We start from the raw sequence: 18,865 nt of genomic DNA on the forward strand, positions 1-18,865 counted from the left end.
CAGAAATGTTGATTTCGAGGGTCGGACGAAGATATTCGTGTCGCTATTCCATATATGGCGTCAGCACATCTTCGATCCATTTCATGAATGCGCGGACTCGGCGCGACAGATTGCTCCGATGCGCAACGACGAGGGACACGGCGAGCGCCCGGCGACGAAAATCGGGTATGATCTCGACAAGCGCTCCACTCTCCAAGTATCGGCCAATGCCCAAGAGTGGCGCCTGAATCACACCAAGGCCGGCGAGGGCGGCGGCTTCGTAGGTCTGCGCGCTGTTGACGTGTAGCCCACCTGGCAACTGAAGCGTCGCGTAGCTGTCGCCGTCCGGATATTCCCATCCATAGGGTCTCGCGCCCAGCACCGTCGAAAAGTGAATTGTCCTATGTTCCTGACGCTGGAGATCTTCCAGCGACCGAGGGACGCCATGGCGCGCCAGATAGGCGGGGCTGGCAGCGTTGGCCATGCGCAACAGGCCCAGTGGGCGGGCAATCAGCGTCTCGTCCCGAATGGGTCCAAGCCGCAATACACAATCGAACCCCTCTTGAACCAGATCGACTTGCCGATCCGTACTCGACACCTCCAGCTCCAACTCGGGGTGCGCCGCCATGAAATCCGGCAAGGCCGGCACGATCGTTGTGCGCGCCACTTCGGTTGGAAGGTCGACCCGCAAACGCCCGCGAAGTGCCACGCGATCGCCGGCGAACATCGAGTGCAGATCATCGACTTCAGCAAGCAGATCGCGGGCACGGGCATGAAATGCGCGTCCGTCTTCCGTCAACCGCACGCTGCGCGTCGTCCGGTGCAGGAGCCTGACACCGAGATCTTCTTCCAGCTTCCGGACCGCCGTTGAGGCTCTCCCCTTTTGGATGCCCAGGCTGTCGGCTGCGCGGGTGAAGCTCCCCATTTCCGCTACCGTTATGAAAATGAGGATGGGTTCGAGATTTTGCATTTTCGTGCCCCGGTATTGTTTCCCGAAAAGAGAACAGTCGGTTCATTTCCTCGGTGTTTATCACGTCTTGGGGGCACAGTAAGCTTGGAACATGGGATCTTCCCAATGGAGAATGACAAGTGTCGGAAACCGTAAACCTGCATCAGACACCTGAAACTATGACCTTGCATCGCGCCCTGTGGGCCGGCCGGATAATGAGCGCGTTTGTCGTTATCGCTTTGATGGCAGACGGCACTGTTCAGCTTTTCGCGCCGGCACGGATCGCGAGCATGTTGCAGGAAACCGGGTTCGCGATGGACCTGACCCGTGTCGTGGGTCCGATCATACTCGCCTGCGCCATCCTCTATGCCATCCCGGTCACCGCCGTCCTCGGCGCGATCCTGGTGACTGGCTTTCTGGGAGGTGCCATCTGCGCCCATCTCCGCATCGGTGAGTTGGGGTCGCCGCCGGAAATCATTTCCCTGCTTCTGGGCGCGATGACCTGGGGCGGCCTCTATCTGCGCGATCCGCGTATCCGGGCCATTCTGCCGCTCATCCATTGAACCAACAGGGGCAGCTCTGTCCCTAAACATCAGGAGAAAACACATGTTCTTAGTAATGGGAATCACGGGAAACGTGGGCGGCGCGACGGCAAGGCATTTGCTAGCGCAAGGCAAGAAGGTGCGCGCGCTGGTCCGCGACCGCGAGAAGGCATTGAGCTGGGCGAACCGGGGCGTGGAGCTCGTTGACGGCGATTGGAACGATTCGGCAGCCATCGAGCGAGCGCTCGAAGGCGTCGAAGGCGCGTTCGTCATGCTGCCCCCTGTCTGGGCGCCTTCGCCCGATTACAAGGAAGCAAAGGGCGTGATTGCAAGCTATGTCGAGGCGCTCACCAAGACAGCGCCGCCGCGAGTGGTTGCGCTTTCGTCTATGGGGGCGAACAGAACCAGCGGGCACGGGGTAATCGCGGCCTTGTCCCTTCTGGAGCAAGGTTTTCGCGACCTGACATCGCCAGTTGCTTTTGTGCGCGCAGGCGGATTCTTCGAGAATTTTCTTTTCGGGTTGCAGGTCGCGCAGGGCGGAACGCTGCCGGCTTTCTACAATCCGACAAACCGGAAATCGACAATGGTCGCGACGAACGACATCGGCGCGGAATTCGCAACGCTTTTGACCGGGCCAATGTGGTCAGGGCAGCGCATCGTCGAGCTTGGTTCGATGGTCAGCGCGGACGACGTCGCCGAGCAATTGGGCGAAGTCCTGAATCTCGACGTGAAAGCCTTTGCAATCCCGCGTGCGGGGTGGGCGGAAGCGCTCGAGCAATTCGGCATCCCGAAGGGCCACAGCGGACCTGCCGAAGAAATGTACGAGGCCGTGAATGCGGGATGGATGGACCTCGGTGTGGCGGGTACGGAGCACGTGGCGGGTACGACGTCCGCACGCGATGTATTCGAGGCTGCGTCCAATTTGAACGGGTAGGCCAAACTGTATGGGGTTCTCCTGTGATTTCAGGTCTTCGCAACCCGGGATTTGGAGAACTCCCTCTTCAATGGAAGAATCTCATGTCTGTCTGAGCGCGGTCAGCTTGCAGTCGGTGGTTTAGATCTGCGACGTCAGCTCGACCGGAAAATCGTCATTGTCCGCATCGCGCATGGCGGCGAGGCTGCGATTGTCCAGCACCTCGGCGATAGCCTGCCGCACCTCCAGCATCATGTGGCGGACCTGGCAGGTCGCCTCGTCGCAATCCTCGCAGCGCTGATACTGCGTGCGGCTGGCGCAAGGGATCGGCGCCAGCGGCCCGTCAAGCACGCGCACGACATGGCCGATCTTGATTTCGGAGGCCAACCGGGCAAGGCGGTAGCCGCCTTCCTTGCCTTTGCGGCTCTGGACGAAGCCGGCATTGCGCAACTCGCCCAGGATGGCATCGAGGAATTTCTTCGGGATATTATTGGCCACAGCGATGTCATTGACGAAGGCCAATTGGCCGGCCGGCAGGCCAGACAGATGCACGAGGGCCTTGAGGCCGTATTTGCCTTTTTTTGTCAGCATGCCCAGATCAACCCATAAAAGCCCCAACCACTCGCATCTGCCGACTGTTTGTGTGCAAATAATGACGTCTTCGCCCTGCGATGATGTTTCGCAAACAGCCACCAAATTGCACGTTAGGCATAAACGCGTTGATTCTTTGTAACGTTTTGCACTGAGAAGGCGGATATTCTGCTGATAACCAGGTTTTCGGCGTTCAAAAACGAAAAAAGCCGGCAGGGCGCCGGCTTTTCCGTCTACTCCGCAGATATCGCGGCCTTCAGCGGCTGCCGTAGGTCTGGTCGAGCAGGCCGCCAGCGGCGAAATGCTCTTTCTGTACTTTGTCCCAGCCGCCGAAGACGTCTTCCACCGTCAGCAGCCGGATATCGGGGAAATCGACCTTGTATTTTGCCGCCACAGCGGCGTCGCGGGCTCTGAGGCCGTTGCGGGCGGCGATGTCCTGGCCCTCCGGCGTGTAGAGGAAGTCGAGATAGGTCTTGGCCAGATCGCGCGTGCCGTGCTCGTCGGCAACCTTGTCGACGATCGCGACGGGGAATTCGGCCAGCAGGCTGACCGAAGGCGTGACCTGCTCGAACTTGCCGTCGCCATACTCCTTGCGAATGCCGCGCGTCTCCGACTCGAAGGTGATCAGCACATCACCGATCTCGCGCTGCACGAAGGTGGTGGTCGCGGCGCGGCCGCCGGTGTCGAAAATCGGCACGTTGTTGAACAGCTTGGTGATGAACTCCTTCACCTTGGCGTCGTCGCCCTTGAAGGCCTCCTTGGCGTAGGCGGTGGCCGCCAGATAGGTGTAGCGCGCATTGCCGGAGGTTTTCGGATTGGGGAAGATCACCTGCACGTCGTCGCGCACGAGATCGTTCCAGTCCTTGATATGCTTGGGGTTGCCGGCGCGTACCAGGAAGGACGGCAGCGAATAGAAGGGCGAGGCGTTGTCGGGAAAGTTCTTCTGCCAGTCTGCCGACACGAGGTCCTTCTTGACCAGGAAGTCGATGTCGGTGACCTGGTTGAAGGTAACGACATCGGCGCCAAGGCCCTCGGCGATGGCGCGCGCCTGCGCCGAAGTGCCGGCATGCGACTGGTCGACGGTGACGCCCGGATGCTGAGCGATGAAAGCCTTGTTGACCTGCACGAACAGTTCGCGGCCGACATCATAGGATGCGTTGAGCAGTTTGTCAGCCGACCAGGCCGGGGAGGATGCGAGGAACAGGCCGGCGACGGTGGCAAGCCCGAGGAAAAATCGCTTCATGAAAACAGGCTCCGATGCAATGTGTTTATGGTCGGACCATAGCCGGGGTGCGTGGTGTGCGACGAGGCATGGGTCCGGGGATCAATGCATCGCTTCTAGAAAACCTATCCCCGGAATAGAAGGTTCGTAGTTTTTTCTTTCAAGTGCGACTTCGCCTCGGTGGACGCCGATCGTTCCAATTCGTTTGACTGTTCCGAAAAAAGATACACATTGTGTATGCAGGTGTGCTACGGGAGCGACAAGGAGCGCTGCCATGACAAAGACCACACCCGAGACCCACGCCAAGCCTGTCAATCTGCGCATCCGAGAGGATGTGCGCATATTGATCGACCGTGCTGCGAAAATACGCGGGAAGACCCGCTCCGACTTTATGATCGATGCTGCATATCGTGCGGCCGAGGACACGCTGCTCGACCAGGCACTGATCAAGGTGGATCCCGAGAGCTATCGGCACTATCTCGACATCCTCGATGAGACGCCAAGCGGTGAAGGTTTTGCACGCCTTATGAACGTGCCCAGGCCGTGGCAGGGATGATACTATCGGCGCCCGCGCCTCTGGCCGAAAATCACGATCTCGACCTTTTTCGAAGCGGGACGGAAAGTCTCGACCAATGGCTTCGCCTGAGGGCGCGAGCCAACCAGGTCAGCGGCGCGTCGCGTACCTATGTGGTGGCGGAAGACGCGCGCGTTGTCGGTTATTCCTGCCTCTCTTCGGGCGGGCTTGATCTCGCGCAGGCACCCGGCGCCATTCGTCGCAACATGCCTGATCCCATTCCGATGGTCGTGCTCGGGCGTCTTGCCGTCGACGCGGGCTGGCAAGGCAAGGGGCTGGGTGCCGCGCTGCTGCAAGACGCCGTTTTACGGGCAGGTCGCGCCGCGACGATCCTCGGGATTCGCGGGATATTTGTTCATGCCATATCGGATGAGGCGAAAGCCTTTTACGAACACTACGGTTTTGCGGCTTCGCCGAAAAACCCAATGACCTTGGTGCTGTCGCTGAAAGGCGTGACGAAAGGATAGTCGTGTCGCTCGAAGCATGAATTAAGCCGACCGCCATCAGACCGAAACGTTCCGGGGTGCGATGGCAGGCGATGTCTCCTGTGCCGAGTTTTCCCGGGCCTTGCACCGTGGCGCTGTTTGGCATATACAAATGGCATATACAAAAGAGCTGCAACATGCCCCAGAACCGTCATTCAACAACGCCGCCCAAGGAGGCGAAGCTGTTTCGCAACAACCGCAGCCAGGCGGTGCGCATTCCTGTCGAGTTCGAGCTTCCCGGCGAAAAAGTCCTGATCAGCCGGGAAGGCGATCGTCTTGTCATCGAGCCGGTTCGCAAACCTGGCCTCACCGCGTTGCTCGCCCAGTGGGCGAAAGAGCCGCCGCTCGATCCTGAAGACGACTTCCCCGAGATCGACGACACGCCAGTCAAATCCGAGGACATTTTCTAGATGCGGTTCATGCTGGATACGAACATCATCAGCGACATGATCCGAAACCCGGCTGGCAAGGCCGCGAGGGCAATGTCGCGCGAGGGAGATGACGCGGTTTGCACCAGCATCGTGGTCGCCTCGGAATTGCGATATGGCTGCGCCAGGAAGGGATCGGCCAAGCTGCTCAAGAAGGTTGAAGACTTGCTGGCCGAGATTCCTGTCTTGCCGCTCGATGTGCCGGTGGATGCCGAGTATGGCGGACTTCGCGCCGAGCTTGAAGCGGCAGGCCAGACCATTGGCCACAACGATCTTTTTATTGCCGCTCATGCCTGTGCATTGGGCGCCACGCTGGTGACCGCCAACACGGGCGAGTTCAACCGGATCAAAGGCCTGAAGGTCGAGAACTGGCTGGCGTAGCCCTCGACCAGAGGATCAAGCCGCCGGAAAAAGTTTCCAGCGTCCGGGGCGAAACGCCACCCGGCTTTTCTGCGCCGCGGGGTGGTCGACGGGCAGTTCGATTTCGACCCGCTGGCGCTCTCCGCCGATCTCAAGCTCGACCCGGCGCGTGCCGGCGACGCGGCGGCTGGCGGCGACCGTGCCGGCGATACAGCCGCTGCAGCCGTCCAGCAGTTCGACATCATGCGGGCGGAAATAGAGCGTCGCATCGCCCGAGGGCTCGTTGGGCGCGGCAATCCCGATCGGACGGTCGGCGAGCCAGATCTCGCCATTCTCGACCTTGACGGGAAGCGAGCTTGATTCACCGATGAAGCCATAGACGAAGGGCGAGTTCGGCGTGTCGTAGATATCGTCGGCGGTGCCGACCTGCTCGATGCGGCCCTGGCTCATCACCACGACGCGGTCGGCAAGCTCCAGCGCCTCTTCCTGGTCGTGGGTGACGAAGACGGTGGTATGGCCGGTGGCGTCATGGATTTCGCGCAGCCAGCGGCGCAATTCCCGGCGCACCTGCGCGTCAAGCGCGCCGAACGGCTCGTCGAGCAGCAGCACCTTGGGCTCGATCGCCATGGCGCGCGCCAGCGCCACGCGCTGCCTCTGGCCGCCGGAGAGCTGCGCCGGATAGCGCTTTTCGAGCCCTGAAAGCTGGACGAGGTCCAGAAGCTCGGAGGCGCGACGGCGGATCTCCTGCGCCGGCGGGCGCGACGGTCCGTGCCGGACCTTCAGGCCGAAGCCGATATTGTCCGCCACCGTCATATGCCGGAACAGCGCATAGTGCTGGAAGACAAAGCCGACATTGCGCTCCTGGATCGACTTGTGCGAGGCGTCCTCGTCGCCGAAGAATATCTTTCCCCGTGTCGGCCGCTCCAGCCCGGCAATCAGCCTGAGCAGCGTCGTCTTGCCGGAACCGGACGGTCCCAGCAACGCGATCAGTTCGCCCGACTTGATGTCGAGCGAGACGTCGTGAAGCGCCGGAAACCGGTCAAACTCCTTGCGCACGTTGGCAACGCGAACTTCCATAGTGGTCCCTTTGTCAGTGCCCGCGTGTTGCGGCGATCTCGGCGCCGTAGCGCATCTCGAGAAGTGTTTTCAAGACCAGCGTGACGAGCGCCAGGCCCGCAAGCAATGAAGCGACGGCGAAGGCACCGACGGCGTTGTACTCGTTGTAGAGGATTTCGACATGCAGCGGCATGGTGTTGGTCAGGCCGCGTATGTGACCCGACACCACCGATACCGCGCCGAACTCGCCCATGGCACGCGCATTGCACAGGAGCACGCCGTAGAGCAGCCCCCATTTGACGTTGGGCAAGGTCACGTACCAGAAGGTCTGCCAGCCATTGGCGCCGAGCGAAAGCGCTGCCTCCTCGTCGCCATTGCCTTGTTCCTGCATCAGCGGGATCAACTCGCGGGCGACGAAGGGGAAGGTGACGAAGATTGTGGCCAGCACGATGCCCGGCACGGCAAACAGGATGACGATGCCATGCGCTTTCAGCCAGGTGCCGAGCAGCCCTTGGGCGCCGAACAGAAGCACATAAACGAGGCCCGATATGACCGGCGAGACCGAGAAGGGGAGGTCGATCAGCGTGGTCAGGAAGGCCTTGCCCTTGAACTCGAACTTGGCGATCGCCCAGGCGGCGGAGATGCCGAAGACGATGTTGAGCGGCACCGAGATCGCCGCCACCAGCAGCGTCAGCCGGATCGCCGAGCGGGTGTCGGCACTGCCGAGCGCTTCGGTGTAGGCACCGATGCCCTTGGCGAAGGCTTCGTTGAAGACGATGATCAGCGGCAAGAGCAGGAAAATGCCGAGGAAGGCGAAGGCGACGGCCATCAGAGCCAGGCGCGCAGGGCGGCTTTCCGTGACCGCCGCCGACTGGCTTTCATGATGCGGTTCGTAGGATTTGATCTCCGGGTCAGCCATAGCGCTTGCGGCTCCATGACTGTGCGAGGTTGACGACCAAAAGCATGATGAACGACAAAGCGAGCATGATCGCCGCGATCGCGGTTGCCGCCGGATAATTGTATTCCTCCAACCGAATAACGATCAGCAGCGGTGCGATTTCTGATTTGTAGGGCAAGTTGCCGGCGATGAAGATGACCGAGCCATATTCGCCGACGCCACGCGCGAAGGCGAGCGCGAAGCCGGTGACGATGGCCGGCGCCAGGCCCGGAAACAGGATGCGGGTGATGATCTGGAAGCGATTGGCGCCAAGCGTGGCGGCGGCTTCCTCCACTTCCTTGTCGATCTCCTCCATGATCGGCTGCACGGTGCGCACGACGAAGGGCAGGCCAATGAAGATCAGCGCGATGACGATACCGAGCGGCGTATAGGCTACCTTGATGCCGAGCGGCATCAGCAATTTGCCGATCCAGCCGTTCGGCGCGTAGAGCGTGGTCAGCGCGATGCCGGCCACAGCCGTCGGCAGGGCGAAGGGCAGGTCGACCATGGCATCGACGATGCGGCGGCCGGGGAAGCGGTAGCGCACCAGCACCCATGCGACCAGCGTGCCGAAGACGACGTTGACCGCAGCTGCGACGAAGGCGGTGCCGAAGCTGATTCTCAGCGCATTGATGGTGCGGCGATCGGTGGCGATCGCCCAGAATTCAGGCCAGCCAAGGGCGGCCGAGCGCCAGAGCAGCCCGGATAGCGGGATGAGGATAATGAGGGTGAGGTAGGCAAGCGAGAAGCCGAGCGTCAATCCGAAACCCGGAATTACGCTCGGCTGCCTGAATCGCCACCCCGCCTGGGCGGGTGCTGTGGTCATGTCGTCCTGAATATCGACTGCTTACTGGGGCTTGTAGATCTGGTCGAATATACCACCATCGCCGAAATGATAAGGCTGTGCTTTTTTCCAGCCACCAAACTGTGGATCGTCGATGGTTACGAGCTTGATCGGCGGCAGCTTGGCGAGGTCTTCGGCCGGCACCAGATCGGGCTTGGCAGGACGATAATGGTTCTTGGCGATGATCGTCTGTGCTTCTTTGGAATAGAGCCAGCTCAGATAGGCTTCGGCGACCTTGCGCGTGCCCTTGGCATCGACATTGGCGTCGACCACCGCCACCGGCGGTTCTGCCAGGATCGAGGTCGGCGGGTAGACGATGTCGAAATTGTCGGCACCGAACTCGTCGAGCGCCAGATAGGCCTCGTTTTCCCAGGCGATAAGCACATCGCCAAGACCCTTTTGCGCGAAGGTCACGGTCGAGCCGCGCGCGCCGGTGTCGAGCACCGGGGCATTGGCGTAGAGCTTGCCGACAAACTCCTTGGTCTTGGCCTCGTCGCCGCCGTCATTGGCGTTAGCGTAGGCCCAGGCGGCGAGATAGTTCCAGCGCGCGCCGCCGGAAGTTTTCGGATTAGGCGTAATCACCTGGACACCGTCCTTGACGAGGTCGCTCCAGTCGTGAATGCCTTTGGGATTGCCCTTGCGAACGAGGAAGATGATGGTCGAGGTGTAAGGCGCTGAATTGTTTTCGAATTTGGTGCGCCAGTCCGGATTGATCTTCTTCGCCTTCGAGACGATGGCATTAATGTCGCCTTCAAGTGCCAGCGTCACCACATCGGCGTCGAGGCCATCGATCACGGCGCGGGCCTGGGCGCCCGATCCGCCATGCGACTGCTGGACGGTGACCGTCTCTCCGGTCTCGGCCTTCCAATGCGCGACGAAAGCTTCGTCATAGGCCTTGTAGAGCTCGCGTGTCGGATCGTAGGACACGTTGAGAATGGTGGTATCGGCAAACGCGAAACCGAGCGTGCCGAACTGGACAGATGTGGCGACCAGTGCGCCGAGCAGTTTCCTGAAATGAGGTTTGGTCATTTTGCCTCCGTTGAACCCGCGCCAAATCTACCGAATTGGTAGAAATTAGATGCATTCAATGTTGCCTTTTTTGCCCCTCTTGAGAAAATGTTCGACGCCATTTAGCCGTTAGGAGAAATATTTTCCTCTTGCGGCCAAAGGAAGAATCCATGGCCCGGCCACTCAGCTATCTAGCAAGGGGCGGTGCCGAGGCAAGGTGTGGAATTTGGTCCGGTGCATCAATCGGCGGTGATGGGAAAGTCGAAACGCTGTCTGGCGAACGGTTCGCTTTTCAGCGTGAAGTGCCACCATTCCCTTGCATAGTTCTTGAAGCCGCCAGCGCGCATGGCGTCGACAAGCATCTTGCGGTTTGCCGCCGCTTCACTGGCAAGGCCGCGGTGGGCGGTTTCGCTCATCGGATCAAAGCAGTCGAAGCCGGTGCCGAAATCGAGCGTGTCGGCATCAACCGCGCCACAGGCCGGGTTGGGGCTGGACCTGCGGTCCGTCCGGGCGATGGCGACGTCGACGGTCGAGCCTCGTGAATGGGTCGACAGCTCTCCGACATAGCCGTTGGCGATCAGGTCGCTGCGCCTGACCTTCGGATACCATTGCGGATCGGGCGGCCCGCCCTCGCGCGTCCATTCATTCATGTCGGCGACGGCGCGGGCAGGGCGGTAGCAATCGAACAACACCAGGGTCAAGCCTTTGGCGGCGATCGCTTTCTGGACGGCGGACAGTGCCTTTGCCGCCTGCCCAGTGAGGATGCAGGCCGGGGCGTCATAGCCGTCCACCTTGCGATGCAGAAAATTATCCGATCCGGCGTAGCGTATGTCCTGGCGGATCGAGGGATCGACATCGGCGAGCCGGACAAAGCCGGCGGGCAGGGCATCGGCCAAAGCGGGGAGTGTGGTTGCCGCGATAAGGATTGTTGCTGCCAGTGCTGAGGCTGCTGACGATAGAAGATGGCGCGAGGCACCCCCTCTGCCCTGCCGGGCATCTCCCCCGCAAGGGGGGAGATTGGCAGCTTTGCCGTTGCGTATTGTCTTTGACAGTTGGCGAAAGCGGAAAGGACATCCGATCTCCCTCCTTGCGGGGGAGATGGCCGGCAGGCCAGAGGGGGGTGCCTCGGAACAGGCATGGGGTGAGTATCCTGCTATCCGCTGAGCCTGTGGAAAGCCAATTCCATGAATCGCTTGGCGCGATCTATTCGACAAACACCTTCACACTCGCCGCACGCCCCGCGGCGTCGATGACGGTCAGTGTCGAATAGCCGGCGCCGTCGGGCTGCCAGGTCGCGGTGCGGCGACGGTCGATGCCAGTGAGCGGCTTGCCGTTGGCCAGCCAGCGGAACGGCGCGCGGCCGCCTTGCAGCTTCAGCACAAGCGGCGAGGCGTCGGCAGAGCTGGTGCCGAGATCGACGCGGGCGCCGTCGGGCGGGAAGATGATGGTCGGTGCGGGTTCGGTCACTGTCGCCTGCACCAGGCCGTCCGACCCGGCGCCGAAGCGGGCGAGCGTCACCGGCAGGTCCTCGCGCCTGGGGTTGAACAGGCCGGGCGGCTTACCCGGCAAGGGGATGGTGGCCAGGCCCGAGCGGACAAAACCCTCGAACAGGATGGGAGCGGCCGAGACGTAGCCGGACAGGCCCGGCACCGCGCCGGCGTCGGGGCGGCCGACCCAGACACCCAGCACGTAGCGGCCGTCGAAGCCGACCGACCACGCGTCGCGGTAGCCGTAGGAGGTGCCGGTCTTGTAGGCGATGCCGCGCTGCAAGGCACCCTCGGGCGGCTTGACGCCCGACAATATGTCGATGATCTGCCAGTTGGCCTGACCATCGAGGATAGTGGCGCTGGTGCGCTCGGCACTGGGCGGTTCGGTGCCGTCATGCAGCGTGTGCGTCTTGCCGCCGTTGGCGAGCCCCGTGTAGAGTTGGACGAGATCGCGCAGCGTCACGCCAACGCCGCCAAGGCCGATGGCCAGGCCTGGCGCCTCGTTGACCGGCAGTATGGGGTTTACCCCGGCCTGGCGAAAGCGCGCCATCAGCCGCGTTGGCCCGACCGCGTCGAGCACGCGGATCGCCGGCACGTTGAGCGACAGTTGCAGCGCTTGCCGGATGCTGACATCGCCCTGATAGCCCATGTCGAAATTCTTCGGCCGGTAGCCGGAGAAATCGACGGGGCTGTCGTCGATCAGCGTTTCCTGCGCCACCAGGCCTTGTTCGAAAGCCAGACCGTAGATGAACGGTTTCAGCGTCGAGCCGGGCGAGCGGACGATCTTTGTCATGTCGATCCAGCCGGAGCGGCTGGCATCGAAGAAATTGGCCGAGCCGACTTCGCCAAGAATGTCGCCGGTGCGGGAGTCGGCCAGCACCATGGCGACCGACAGGCGAGGCCCAAGCTTGGTGGCGGCGTCCCTCGCCACCTGCTCCAGCCCTTCCTGGACGCTCTTGCGGATCGTCAGTTGCAAGGGTTGGCCGGGGACGGCCTTGGGCAGCATCGCATAGGCGGCGTGCGCGGCAAGCGCTGGGAGCGTGCGGCGCAGGCCCGCCACATCGTCGAGTGCGGCACGTGCGGCCTCGCGTTCGCCGAGCAGGCCGGAAGAGACCATGCGGGTCAACACCCGGTCGCGGGCGGCGTGGGCGATCTTCAAATTGCGGTCGGGCCGGCGCTTTTCCGGCAGTTGCGGCAGAGCGACGAGCAGGGCGGATTCGGAAACGGTGAGCCGCTTCGGTTCCTTGCCGAAATAGGCGAGCGAGGCGGCGCGCACGCCTTCCAGATTGCCGCCATACGGCGCCAGCGTCAGGTAGCGTTCGAGGATCTCGCGTTTGGACAGCCGCCGTTCGATCTGGATGGCGCGCAGCATCTGCTTGATCTTGGAGCCGAGGCTGCGGCTCTCGCGCGGCTCGATCAGCCGGGCGAGCTGCATTGACAGGGTCGAGCCGCCGGAGACGATGTGGCCGCTGGTGGCGAACTGGCCGGCGGCGCGCGCCAGCGCCAGCACGTCGACACCCTCATGGTCCCAGAAACGCTTGTCTTCGTAGGTGACCAGCATGTTGACGAATTGCTTGTCGACCTGGTCGAGCCGGGTTTCTAGACGCCAGTAGCCATCCGGCGTGGCGAAGGCGCGCAACAGTTGGCCATCGCGATCCTGCACTTCGGTCGAGACCGTGAGTTCGGCTGGCAGCGGGGGCGGGAAGGCGCGGTCGAGTTCCCAGAGGGACGCGACGGAGAGCGCGAGGATGCCGGCGCAGGAAGCTGCGGTTATGGCTGCCCGGCGCAGGAATTTTTTGGAGAGCATAGCGCCGCCCCTCATCCGCCTGCCGGCACCTTCCCCCCGTATAGTGACGGGGAGAAGGGGGCTTTCGTCAGCGCAATCGCCATTTTCATGATCGTTACCATCGACGCCTTACGGCGCCTTGATCTCCATCATGCCGGTGGCGGTGCGGGCCGAGTATTGCGGCCGGTACATGTCTTCCACCGTTGCCGCCGGATGGGCGTAAGTACCCGGTGTCACCGCGCGCACGACATAGGCGAGGGTCAGATTGTGGTCGTGGTCGCCGTCGGCCGGGTTGAACGCCGCGACGAAACGGTCGTCGCGGAATTCGAGATGGGCCGCATCGGTCTGCGCCAGCCACGAGAAGTTCGTCAACTGGGCGCTGGACACCAGGCCGGGATTGTCGATCTCGAAGCCGGCCGGCAGCAGGTCGGTGACCAGCAGGCGAGACGGCCATGTGTTCTGCTCGTTGACCTTGAGCACGACGACATAGCGTTCGTTCTGCGTCGCCTCGGTGACATTGGCTTCGGTGCCATCAAGTTTGTAGTAGGTGCGGCTGATGGTGAAGCCGTCGCCACCGGCCGGCAGGGGCTGGACCGGCGACGCCACCGTGGTGACGACGGCCTGCAGCGGGGTCTTGCCGGTGTTGGCGATGGTCAGCGGGCTGTCGACCAGGTCAGAACCTTCGACCTGGTTGGAATAGCCGCCGGAATGCGCAGCGCCATTGACGGTCAGCGTGATCGTATCATTGCCTTCCCTGAGCGCGCGGGCCGCCAGCAGCATCCAGGATTCGTCCTGGGTGCTGGTCCAGCGGGCTTCGGCGCGTTCCCTGGTCACCAGCTTGATCAGCTCCGGCACGATCGTCGGCACCGGCTTGGATTCCGCCGCCAGCGCCAGCATCGCCGCGCCGTCACGCAGCCGCGAGCCGTAGTCGGAGCGGTAGTAGTCATAGTCGGTGGTCGACTTGGCGAGCTGCAGGGCGGTCTTGAAGGTCGATTCCGCGCGTGGCGTATCGCCGTAGAGCGCCAGGCTCGCCGCCAGCTGGGCAACGGCCATCGGGCTCGAGAAGGCTTCGAGCTGGGTGTCCGCGTAGTAGCGCAGATCGCCGATCGAGGCCTTCTTGTTGCGGGCCAGAACATAGAGGGCGTAGGCGATCTCGCTGCCACGGTCCTGGACGCTCTGGTCGTAGCCGAGCGAGTTCTGCAAATTGCTCAGCGCCTGGTTCATGGCCAGGCTAGGCACGTCGTATTTCTGCTCGCGCGCCCTGGTCAGGAAGTCGGTGACATAGGCATCGAGCCACAGATCGCCGGAGCCCGGACCCCACAGGCCGAAGCTGCCGGCCGAGGCCTGGTAGCTCAGAACCTTGTAGATGGCGTCCTGGATGCGGCCATGGATGTCAGGATCGCTGGCCATGCCGATGCCGGATGCCAGCTCATTGACGTAGAGAAGCGGCATGGCGCGGCTGGTGGTCTGCTCGGCGCAACCATAGGGGTAGCGGTCGAGCGTCATCAACAGCGACGGCACGTCGAAGGCGGCGGCCTGCGAAACGCCGACGCTGACGGAAGCGCCATCGAGCAGGCTGGCGGCCAGCAGTTCCTTGTCGACGCGCAGCGCGCCGCCAGTGCCCTTGAGGTCGACCACCAGCCGGGTGGTGACCGGCAATTGCGCCGGGCGCACCGGCACATAGAGCGTCTGCTCGACCTTGGTGCCGTCGGCATGGGCAAGCTTGATGGTGAGCGAGGCATTGCCGGCCGTCTGAGCGATCAGCGGGACAGTCAACGTCTGGCGCTTGCCCTGGGCGAGCGTCAGCTTCTGGGGCAGGGGCTTGTCGCCGGTCGACAGGTCGCCCGTGGTTTCGATCGAGAACGCATAGTCGCCGGCCGGACCATCGGTGTCGGCGACGTCGAGGCGCATGACGGCGGCGTCACCAGGCGCCAGGAAGCGCGGCAGGCCGGCGGTGATCACCACGGGATCGCGCACGATGACGTCGGACTGAGCATGGCCGACCGCCTCCTTGGTCCAGGCGACGGCCATGACGCGCACGGTGCCGTTGAACTGCGGAATGTCGAAGTCGACCCGCGCCTTGCCGTCGGCATCGAGTTCGACGATACCGGAGAAGAAGGCGACCAGCTTTTCGGTCGGCGGGCTGCCTTGCGCCTGCATGTTGGCGCCGTCGCCGCCGGTCCTGAGCTTGCCGGTGTTGCCAAGCGAGCCGTCGATCAGGCGGCCGTATATGTCGCGGATTTCCATGCCTAGCATGCGCTGGCCGAAGAACCAGTTCTCCGGGTCCGGTACCTTGTAGTTGGTCAGGTTGAGGATGCCGACGTCGACGGCGGCAACCATGACGTAGGCACTGCTTCCCGGCTGCACGCCGGCGACCGAAACCGGGATCGACAGCTGTTGGCGCGGCATGGTCTTGTCCGGCGGCGTCAAGGTGACGGCCAGCTTCTTCGAGCCCGGATCGACCTTCAGCCATTTCACGCCGATGGCGCGCGCCGGCATGCGCGTTTCCTGCGCCTCGCCCGGCCGGAACAGGGTTGCGGTGACATAGGCGCCGGCGCCCCAGTCGTCGCCGACCGGTATGTCGACAGTGCTGCCGCCGGCCGGCACTGATGCCGTGACGGTCTTCAACAGCTTGTCGGAGCCGATGTTGATGAGAAGTTCGCCGCCAAAGTGCGGCGAGACTTTCAGCTTGGCCACTTCGCCGGCGGCATAGTTGTCCTTGTCGAGTGCGATTTCGAGGCCGTCAGGCGTTTCGGTGGTGGTCGAGGAGACATACCAGCCGGCATCGAACTCGTAGCTGGTTGCCGGTCCCTCGGGATCCGATGTCTCGACCTCAAGCCGATACTGGCCCCAGTCGACCGGCAGGGAGACGGTCGCGTCGCCGTCGGCGCTGAGGTCGACCTGGCCGTTAGCGATCGACTTGGTGAAGGTCACCGGCTCGTAGTTCCAGGAATTGTTGGAGCGGTACCACTGGTAATTGCGCTCGACTTTGACCAGCGTCCACTGCGCGCCTTTCAGCGCCTCGCGCTTGCCGTCGGGATCGACGGCGATCAGGCTGAACTTGGCGGTGCCGCCCTGCGGCACCTCATTGTCGGCGAAATCCGGACGGATGCCGATCATATGGCCTTGCGGGCGGATCCCGATGTTGAGCGAACGCTCGATGGCGCGGCCGCCGGTTTCGCGCATCCTCACCGTCACCTTAGCGTCGACCAGCTTGGTGGTCGAGGGCAGTTGCTCGACGGAGACCGGGAAGGTCGCCTTGCCGTCATCGCCAACCACCGGCAGATCGGCCAGGGGAGTGACCGTGGGTTCGGCGGACTGCTCGTCGGCGAGACCGAAGGAAAAGCCCTGGAAGCGGTCCCAGTCGCGCGACGTCGACAGCGTCAGCTCGCCTTCCAGCGCCAGGCCCGCCGCCGGCGCGCCATAGAGGAAGCGGCCGTCAATGTCGATATTGGCGGTTTCGCCCAGGGCGATTTCCTGCTTGTCGGCCTTCATGTCGAATTCGATGCGATCCGGTACGAAATCCTCGACCAGGAACATGTGGCTGGCCACCGCCGGCTGCTTGGGATCGGTGTAGATCGACACCGACCAGGTACCGCGCATGGCGTTGGGTTCGAGCGGCAGGTCGACGGCATGGCCGCCCGCGGATGCGCCGTCACTGACGATACGGCGGTTTTCGACACCGTCGGGGCGCGAGAAGATGAAGGTCAGCGGCAGGTTCTCGACTGCCTTGGCGGCGCCGTCGCGAGCAAGGGCCGCGACATGAACATCCTCGCCGGCGCGGTAGATACCGCGTTCGGTCCAGGCATAGACGTCAAGCGCACCGGGCGCCGCGCGCCCGGTGACGCCGCGGTCGGACAGATCGAAGCCGGCCCGGCCCATGTCGAGGAAGACGAAATCATTGTCGCCCTGCTTGGCCATCAGCACGGCCGGCACCATGCCGCCGTCGCCGCGCGTCAGGCCGGGGTTGAAGACGGCATGGCCGTCAGCATCCGATGTCGCCGTGCCGAGAACCTCATTGTTCCTGGCAACCAGGGTCAGTTCGGCGCCTGCTATCGGCTTGGCACTGCCCAGCGAACGGGCAAAGACATTGAGCCCGTCCTGGCCGGTATAAGTCGACAGGCCGATGTCGGAGACGACGAACCATTGCGTGGCCATCGAATTGTAGTCGTCGCTCTTGTCGTTGACGGCCTGGGCGGTCAGCACGTAAACGCCGGGCTTGCGCTGCGGCACCGCCTCGTCGACCGGGAAGGAGGTGGTGACCTCCTTGTTGAGATCATTGGCGATGTCGAGCTGGCCTTGCCAGACCGGCGCGCCCATCTGCTCGGAAATGTTGGAGATGTCATAGCCGTCGAGCTGGTGCAGGAACTGGTAGCCCGACAGAAGCTGGGCCAACGAACGGTCGCCGATGCGGTAGAGCTTCATTTCGGCGGCGTTCATGTTGACGGTGACGATCGGAATGCCGCGGCGCGCGCCGGCCGGCAGCACGAAGCTGTCACCCGTGAAGCGGGCGGACGGTGCGCGGTCCTGCACATAGATCGACAGCACCACGGGTGCCGCGGTCACTTCGCCGATTGCCGCCGGCAGGCCGGCGCGGAAGGTGACGTCGTAGTGCTGGCCATGCTCCAGTCCTTCGACGCAGATTTGCTTGTCCTTGGCCTCGACGCCCTTGGGTGGCGCGTTGTCGACGGTGACGAACTGCGCGTAGTCGACGCCGGTCTTGACCAGATCCTCGGAGAATTGCGCGCAGATGCGCGGCGCGCTGGTGTCGGCGTCGACGGTATGGTCGATCACGCGAAAACCCTTGCGGGCCTTGAGATCGGCATAGTCGGCCTGGACCGCCGGCGAAGGGTTCAGCGCAAGGCTGGCCTCATAGGCCTGCAGCGCCGGCCGGTAGAGATCGCGCTTGTCGAGCCCATTGCCGAGCAGCGCCAGCACTTCGGCGCGCGTCTTGGTGGTGCGCAGCAATTTATAGGCATTGAAAGCGGCCGACGTGCCGTTCGCCGGCAAAGTGGATGCTTCGGAGGTGCTTGCGGCGGGCTGAACGGCCAGCGTTTCACGCGCCAGGTTGAGCCAGAGCTGGCCATCATCGGGCAGCACCGAGACCGCGGCCTCGTATTTCAGCATGGCGGAGCGGTGATCGCCGGTCAGCACGGCCTGTTCGGCGGCGTTAAGCAAGGCAGCCATGCCTTCTGTCGGTCTATCATAGGCCGGGCCGAGCAGCTTGTTGCGGTATTGCTGGGCCTGATCGGCCATCCAGTTGGGGAAGAAAGCGAGTTCCGGCGGCGCGCCGATATCAGGATCGCCATCGATGTTGACGACCTTGCCCGCGACCGCGCCGTTGAAGGTTTTCAACTGGTTGTAGTCGGATTTGAGGAAGCACCATTTGGCTTTTTTGTTGTAGGTGAAGGCGCGGCAGGCCGGGTCTCCCAGGCACGTCGTCTTGCACTGGTCGATTGTCACATTCTGGTCGGACCTGAGATCAAAGCCGAAATAGTCGGAATTGTCCGTTGTCGCTATTCGCCGGGCCTCGGCCGCTTGCGCGGCGCTGCTCCAGGCCAGGACATTGGCCCAGGCGAAAAACAGAAGAATCAGGATAGACAGACCACGAGCCGCGCGCATTGCCATAACACCCCTCCAGACACAGCTGACGTCCGGGCATGATCAAGCTTCAGTCAGGCTTGTCAACACAAGGACGCGGCAG

16 protein-coding genes are annotated in these 18,865 nt (G+C 62.8%); 6 read left to right on the forward strand and 10 right to left on the reverse strand.

All coding sequences use genetic code 11. The features are described from left to right. Nucleotides 1–43: 43 nt before the first annotated feature. On the reverse strand, nt 44–949 hold the full coding sequence (locus tag NKJ00_RS28440; protein ID WP_352441166.1) for a LysR family transcriptional regulator: 906 nt from the start codon (nt 947–949) through the stop codon (nt 44–46). A gap of 119 nt (nt 950–1,068) precedes the next feature. On the opposite strand from NKJ00_RS28440, the gene NKJ00_RS28445 reads away from it, so the two are divergent. Both NKJ00_RS28445 and NKJ00_RS28450 read left to right on the forward strand, forming a co-directional pair. Then, a complete protein-coding gene (locus tag NKJ00_RS28445) occupies nt 1,069–1,491 on the forward strand; it encodes a DoxX family protein (protein WP_127295470.1) in 423 nt (140 codons plus the stop codon). Between the two features lie 43 nt (nt 1,492–1,534). Beyond that, nucleotides 1,535–2,404 (forward strand): NmrA family NAD(P)-binding protein, encoded by an 870-nt coding sequence (locus NKJ00_RS28450; protein ID WP_023813228.1) that lies wholly within the window; start codon nt 1,535–1,537, stop codon nt 2,402–2,404. Between the two features lie 120 nt (nt 2,405–2,524). Here NKJ00_RS28450 and NKJ00_RS28455 read toward each other — a convergent pair whose 3' ends face one another. Together NKJ00_RS28455 and NKJ00_RS28460 are read right to left on the reverse strand one after the other, a co-directional pair. After that, a complete protein-coding gene (locus NKJ00_RS28455; RefSeq protein ID WP_023813227.1) occupies nt 2,525–2,974 on the reverse strand; it encodes an RrF2 family transcriptional regulator in 450 nt (149 codons plus the stop codon). A gap of 256 nt (nt 2,975–3,230) precedes the next feature. Then, nucleotides 3,231–4,217 carry a sulfate ABC transporter substrate-binding protein gene (locus NKJ00_RS28460; protein ID WP_352551694.1) on the reverse strand — a complete coding sequence of 329 codons (987 nt, stop codon included), beginning with the start codon at nt 4,215–4,217 and terminating at the stop codon, nt 3,231–3,233. Between the two features lie 253 nt (nt 4,218–4,470). On the opposite strand from NKJ00_RS28460, the gene NKJ00_RS28465 reads away from it, so the two are divergent. From NKJ00_RS28465 to NKJ00_RS28480, 4 genes are all read left to right on the forward strand, one after another. Then, complete coding sequence (locus NKJ00_RS28465; protein WP_023813225.1) at nt 4,471–4,752, forward strand: type II toxin-antitoxin system TacA family antitoxin; 282 nt, start codon at nt 4,471–4,473, stop codon at nt 4,750–4,752. Continuing rightward, nucleotides 4,752–5,237 (forward strand): GNAT family N-acetyltransferase, encoded by a 486-nt coding sequence (locus NKJ00_RS28470; protein ID WP_128303536.1) that lies wholly within the window; start codon nt 4,752–4,754, stop codon nt 5,235–5,237. The genes NKJ00_RS28465 and NKJ00_RS28470 overlap by 1 nt, the downstream gene beginning before the upstream one ends. A gap of 155 nt (nt 5,238–5,392) precedes the next feature. Further along, nucleotides 5,393–5,665 carry an AbrB/MazE/SpoVT family DNA-binding domain-containing protein gene (locus NKJ00_RS28475; protein ID WP_023813223.1) on the forward strand — a complete coding sequence of 91 codons (273 nt, stop codon included), beginning with the start codon at nt 5,393–5,395 and terminating at the stop codon, nt 5,663–5,665. Beyond that, nucleotides 5,666–6,064 carry a type II toxin-antitoxin system VapC family toxin gene (locus tag NKJ00_RS28480; protein ID WP_023813222.1) on the forward strand — a complete coding sequence of 133 codons (399 nt, stop codon included), beginning with the start codon at nt 5,666–5,668 and terminating at the stop codon, nt 6,062–6,064. 15 nt (nt 6,065–6,079) lie between these two features. On the opposite strand, the gene NKJ00_RS28485 is transcribed toward NKJ00_RS28480, so the two are convergent. The 7 genes from NKJ00_RS28485 to NKJ00_RS28515 form a co-directional block, all read right to left on the reverse strand. Continuing rightward, complete coding sequence (locus tag NKJ00_RS28485) at nt 6,080–7,120, reverse strand: sulfate/molybdate ABC transporter ATP-binding protein (RefSeq protein WP_023813221.1); 1,041 nt, start codon at nt 7,118–7,120, stop codon at nt 6,080–6,082. 13 nt (nt 7,121–7,133) lie between these two features. Next, on the reverse strand, nt 7,134–8,018 hold the full coding sequence (gene cysW / locus NKJ00_RS28490) for a sulfate ABC transporter permease subunit CysW (protein ID WP_127270916.1): 885 nt from the start codon (nt 8,016–8,018) through the stop codon (nt 7,134–7,136). Then, a complete protein-coding gene (gene cysT / locus NKJ00_RS28495) occupies nt 8,011–8,862 on the reverse strand; it encodes a sulfate ABC transporter permease subunit CysT (RefSeq protein WP_013530875.1) in 852 nt (283 codons plus the stop codon). The genes cysW and cysT overlap by 8 nt, the downstream gene beginning before the upstream one ends. Before the next feature lie 21 nt (nt 8,863–8,883). After that, nucleotides 8,884–9,909: a sulfate ABC transporter substrate-binding protein gene (locus NKJ00_RS28500; RefSeq protein WP_127271865.1), complete on the reverse strand. Its 1,026-nt coding sequence runs from the start codon at nt 9,907–9,909 to the stop codon at nt 8,884–8,886. A gap of 218 nt (nt 9,910–10,127) precedes the next feature. Next, complete coding sequence (locus NKJ00_RS28505; RefSeq protein ID WP_502895930.1) at nt 10,128–10,784, reverse strand: M15 family metallopeptidase; 657 nt, start codon at nt 10,782–10,784, stop codon at nt 10,128–10,130. A gap of 307 nt (nt 10,785–11,091) precedes the next feature. Beyond that, on the reverse strand, nt 11,092–13,182 hold the full coding sequence (gene pbpC / locus NKJ00_RS28510; protein WP_352632107.1) for a penicillin-binding protein 1C: 2,091 nt from the start codon (nt 13,180–13,182) through the stop codon (nt 11,092–11,094). Between the two features lie 108 nt (nt 13,183–13,290). Continuing rightward, complete coding sequence (locus NKJ00_RS28515) at nt 13,291–18,789, reverse strand: alpha-2-macroglobulin family protein (RefSeq protein WP_352632109.1); 5,499 nt, start codon at nt 18,787–18,789, stop codon at nt 13,291–13,293. Between the last annotated feature and the right edge of the window lie 76 nt (nt 18,790–18,865).

It is taken from the genome of Mesorhizobium sp. M0227 (genome assembly GCF_040321855.1).
Classification (GTDB): domain Bacteria; phylum Pseudomonadota; class Alphaproteobacteria; order Rhizobiales; family Rhizobiaceae; genus Mesorhizobium.

Bases quoted from the DNA above. Each gene is read 5' to 3' on its own strand.
- NKJ00_RS28455 (WP_023813227.1), bottom strand. From the start codon at position 2,974: ATGCTGACAAAAAAAGGCAAATACGGCCTCAAGGCCCTCGTGCATCTG.
- NKJ00_RS28465 (WP_023813225.1), top strand. From the start codon at position 4,471: ATGACAAAGACCACACCCGAGACCCACGCCAAGCCTGTCAATCTGCGC.
- cysW (WP_127270916.1), bottom strand. From the start codon at position 8,018: ATGGCTGACCCGGAGATCAAATCCTACGAACCGCATCATGAAAGCCAG.
- NKJ00_RS28480 (WP_023813222.1), top strand. From the start codon at position 5,666: ATGCGGTTCATGCTGGATACGAACATCATCAGCGACATGATCCGAAAC.
- NKJ00_RS28515 (WP_352632109.1), bottom strand. From the start codon at position 18,789: ATGGCAATGCGCGCGGCTCGTGGTCTGTCTATCCTGATTCTTCTGTTT.
- NKJ00_RS28460 (WP_352551694.1), bottom strand. From the start codon at position 4,217: ATGAAGCGATTTTTCCTCGGGCTTGCCACCGTCGCCGGCCTGTTCCTC.
- NKJ00_RS28450 (WP_023813228.1), top strand. From the start codon at position 1,535: ATGTTCTTAGTAATGGGAATCACGGGAAACGTGGGCGGCGCGACGGCA.
- NKJ00_RS28485 (WP_023813221.1), bottom strand. From the start codon at position 7,120: ATGGAAGTTCGCGTTGCCAACGTGCGCAAGGAGTTTGACCGGTTTCCG.
- cysT (WP_013530875.1), bottom strand. From the start codon at position 8,862: ATGACCACAGCACCCGCCCAGGCGGGGTGGCGATTCAGGCAGCCGAGC.
- pbpC (WP_352632107.1), bottom strand. From the start codon at position 13,182: ATGCTCTCCAAAAAATTCCTGCGCCGGGCAGCCATAACCGCAGCTTCC.
- NKJ00_RS28500 (WP_127271865.1), bottom strand. From the start codon at position 9,909: ATGACCAAACCTCATTTCAGGAAACTGCTCGGCGCACTGGTCGCCACA.
- NKJ00_RS28475 (WP_023813223.1), top strand. From the start codon at position 5,393: ATGCCCCAGAACCGTCATTCAACAACGCCGCCCAAGGAGGCGAAGCTG.
- NKJ00_RS28440 (WP_352441166.1), bottom strand. From the start codon at position 949: ATGCAAAATCTCGAACCCATCCTCATTTTCATAACGGTAGCGGAAATG.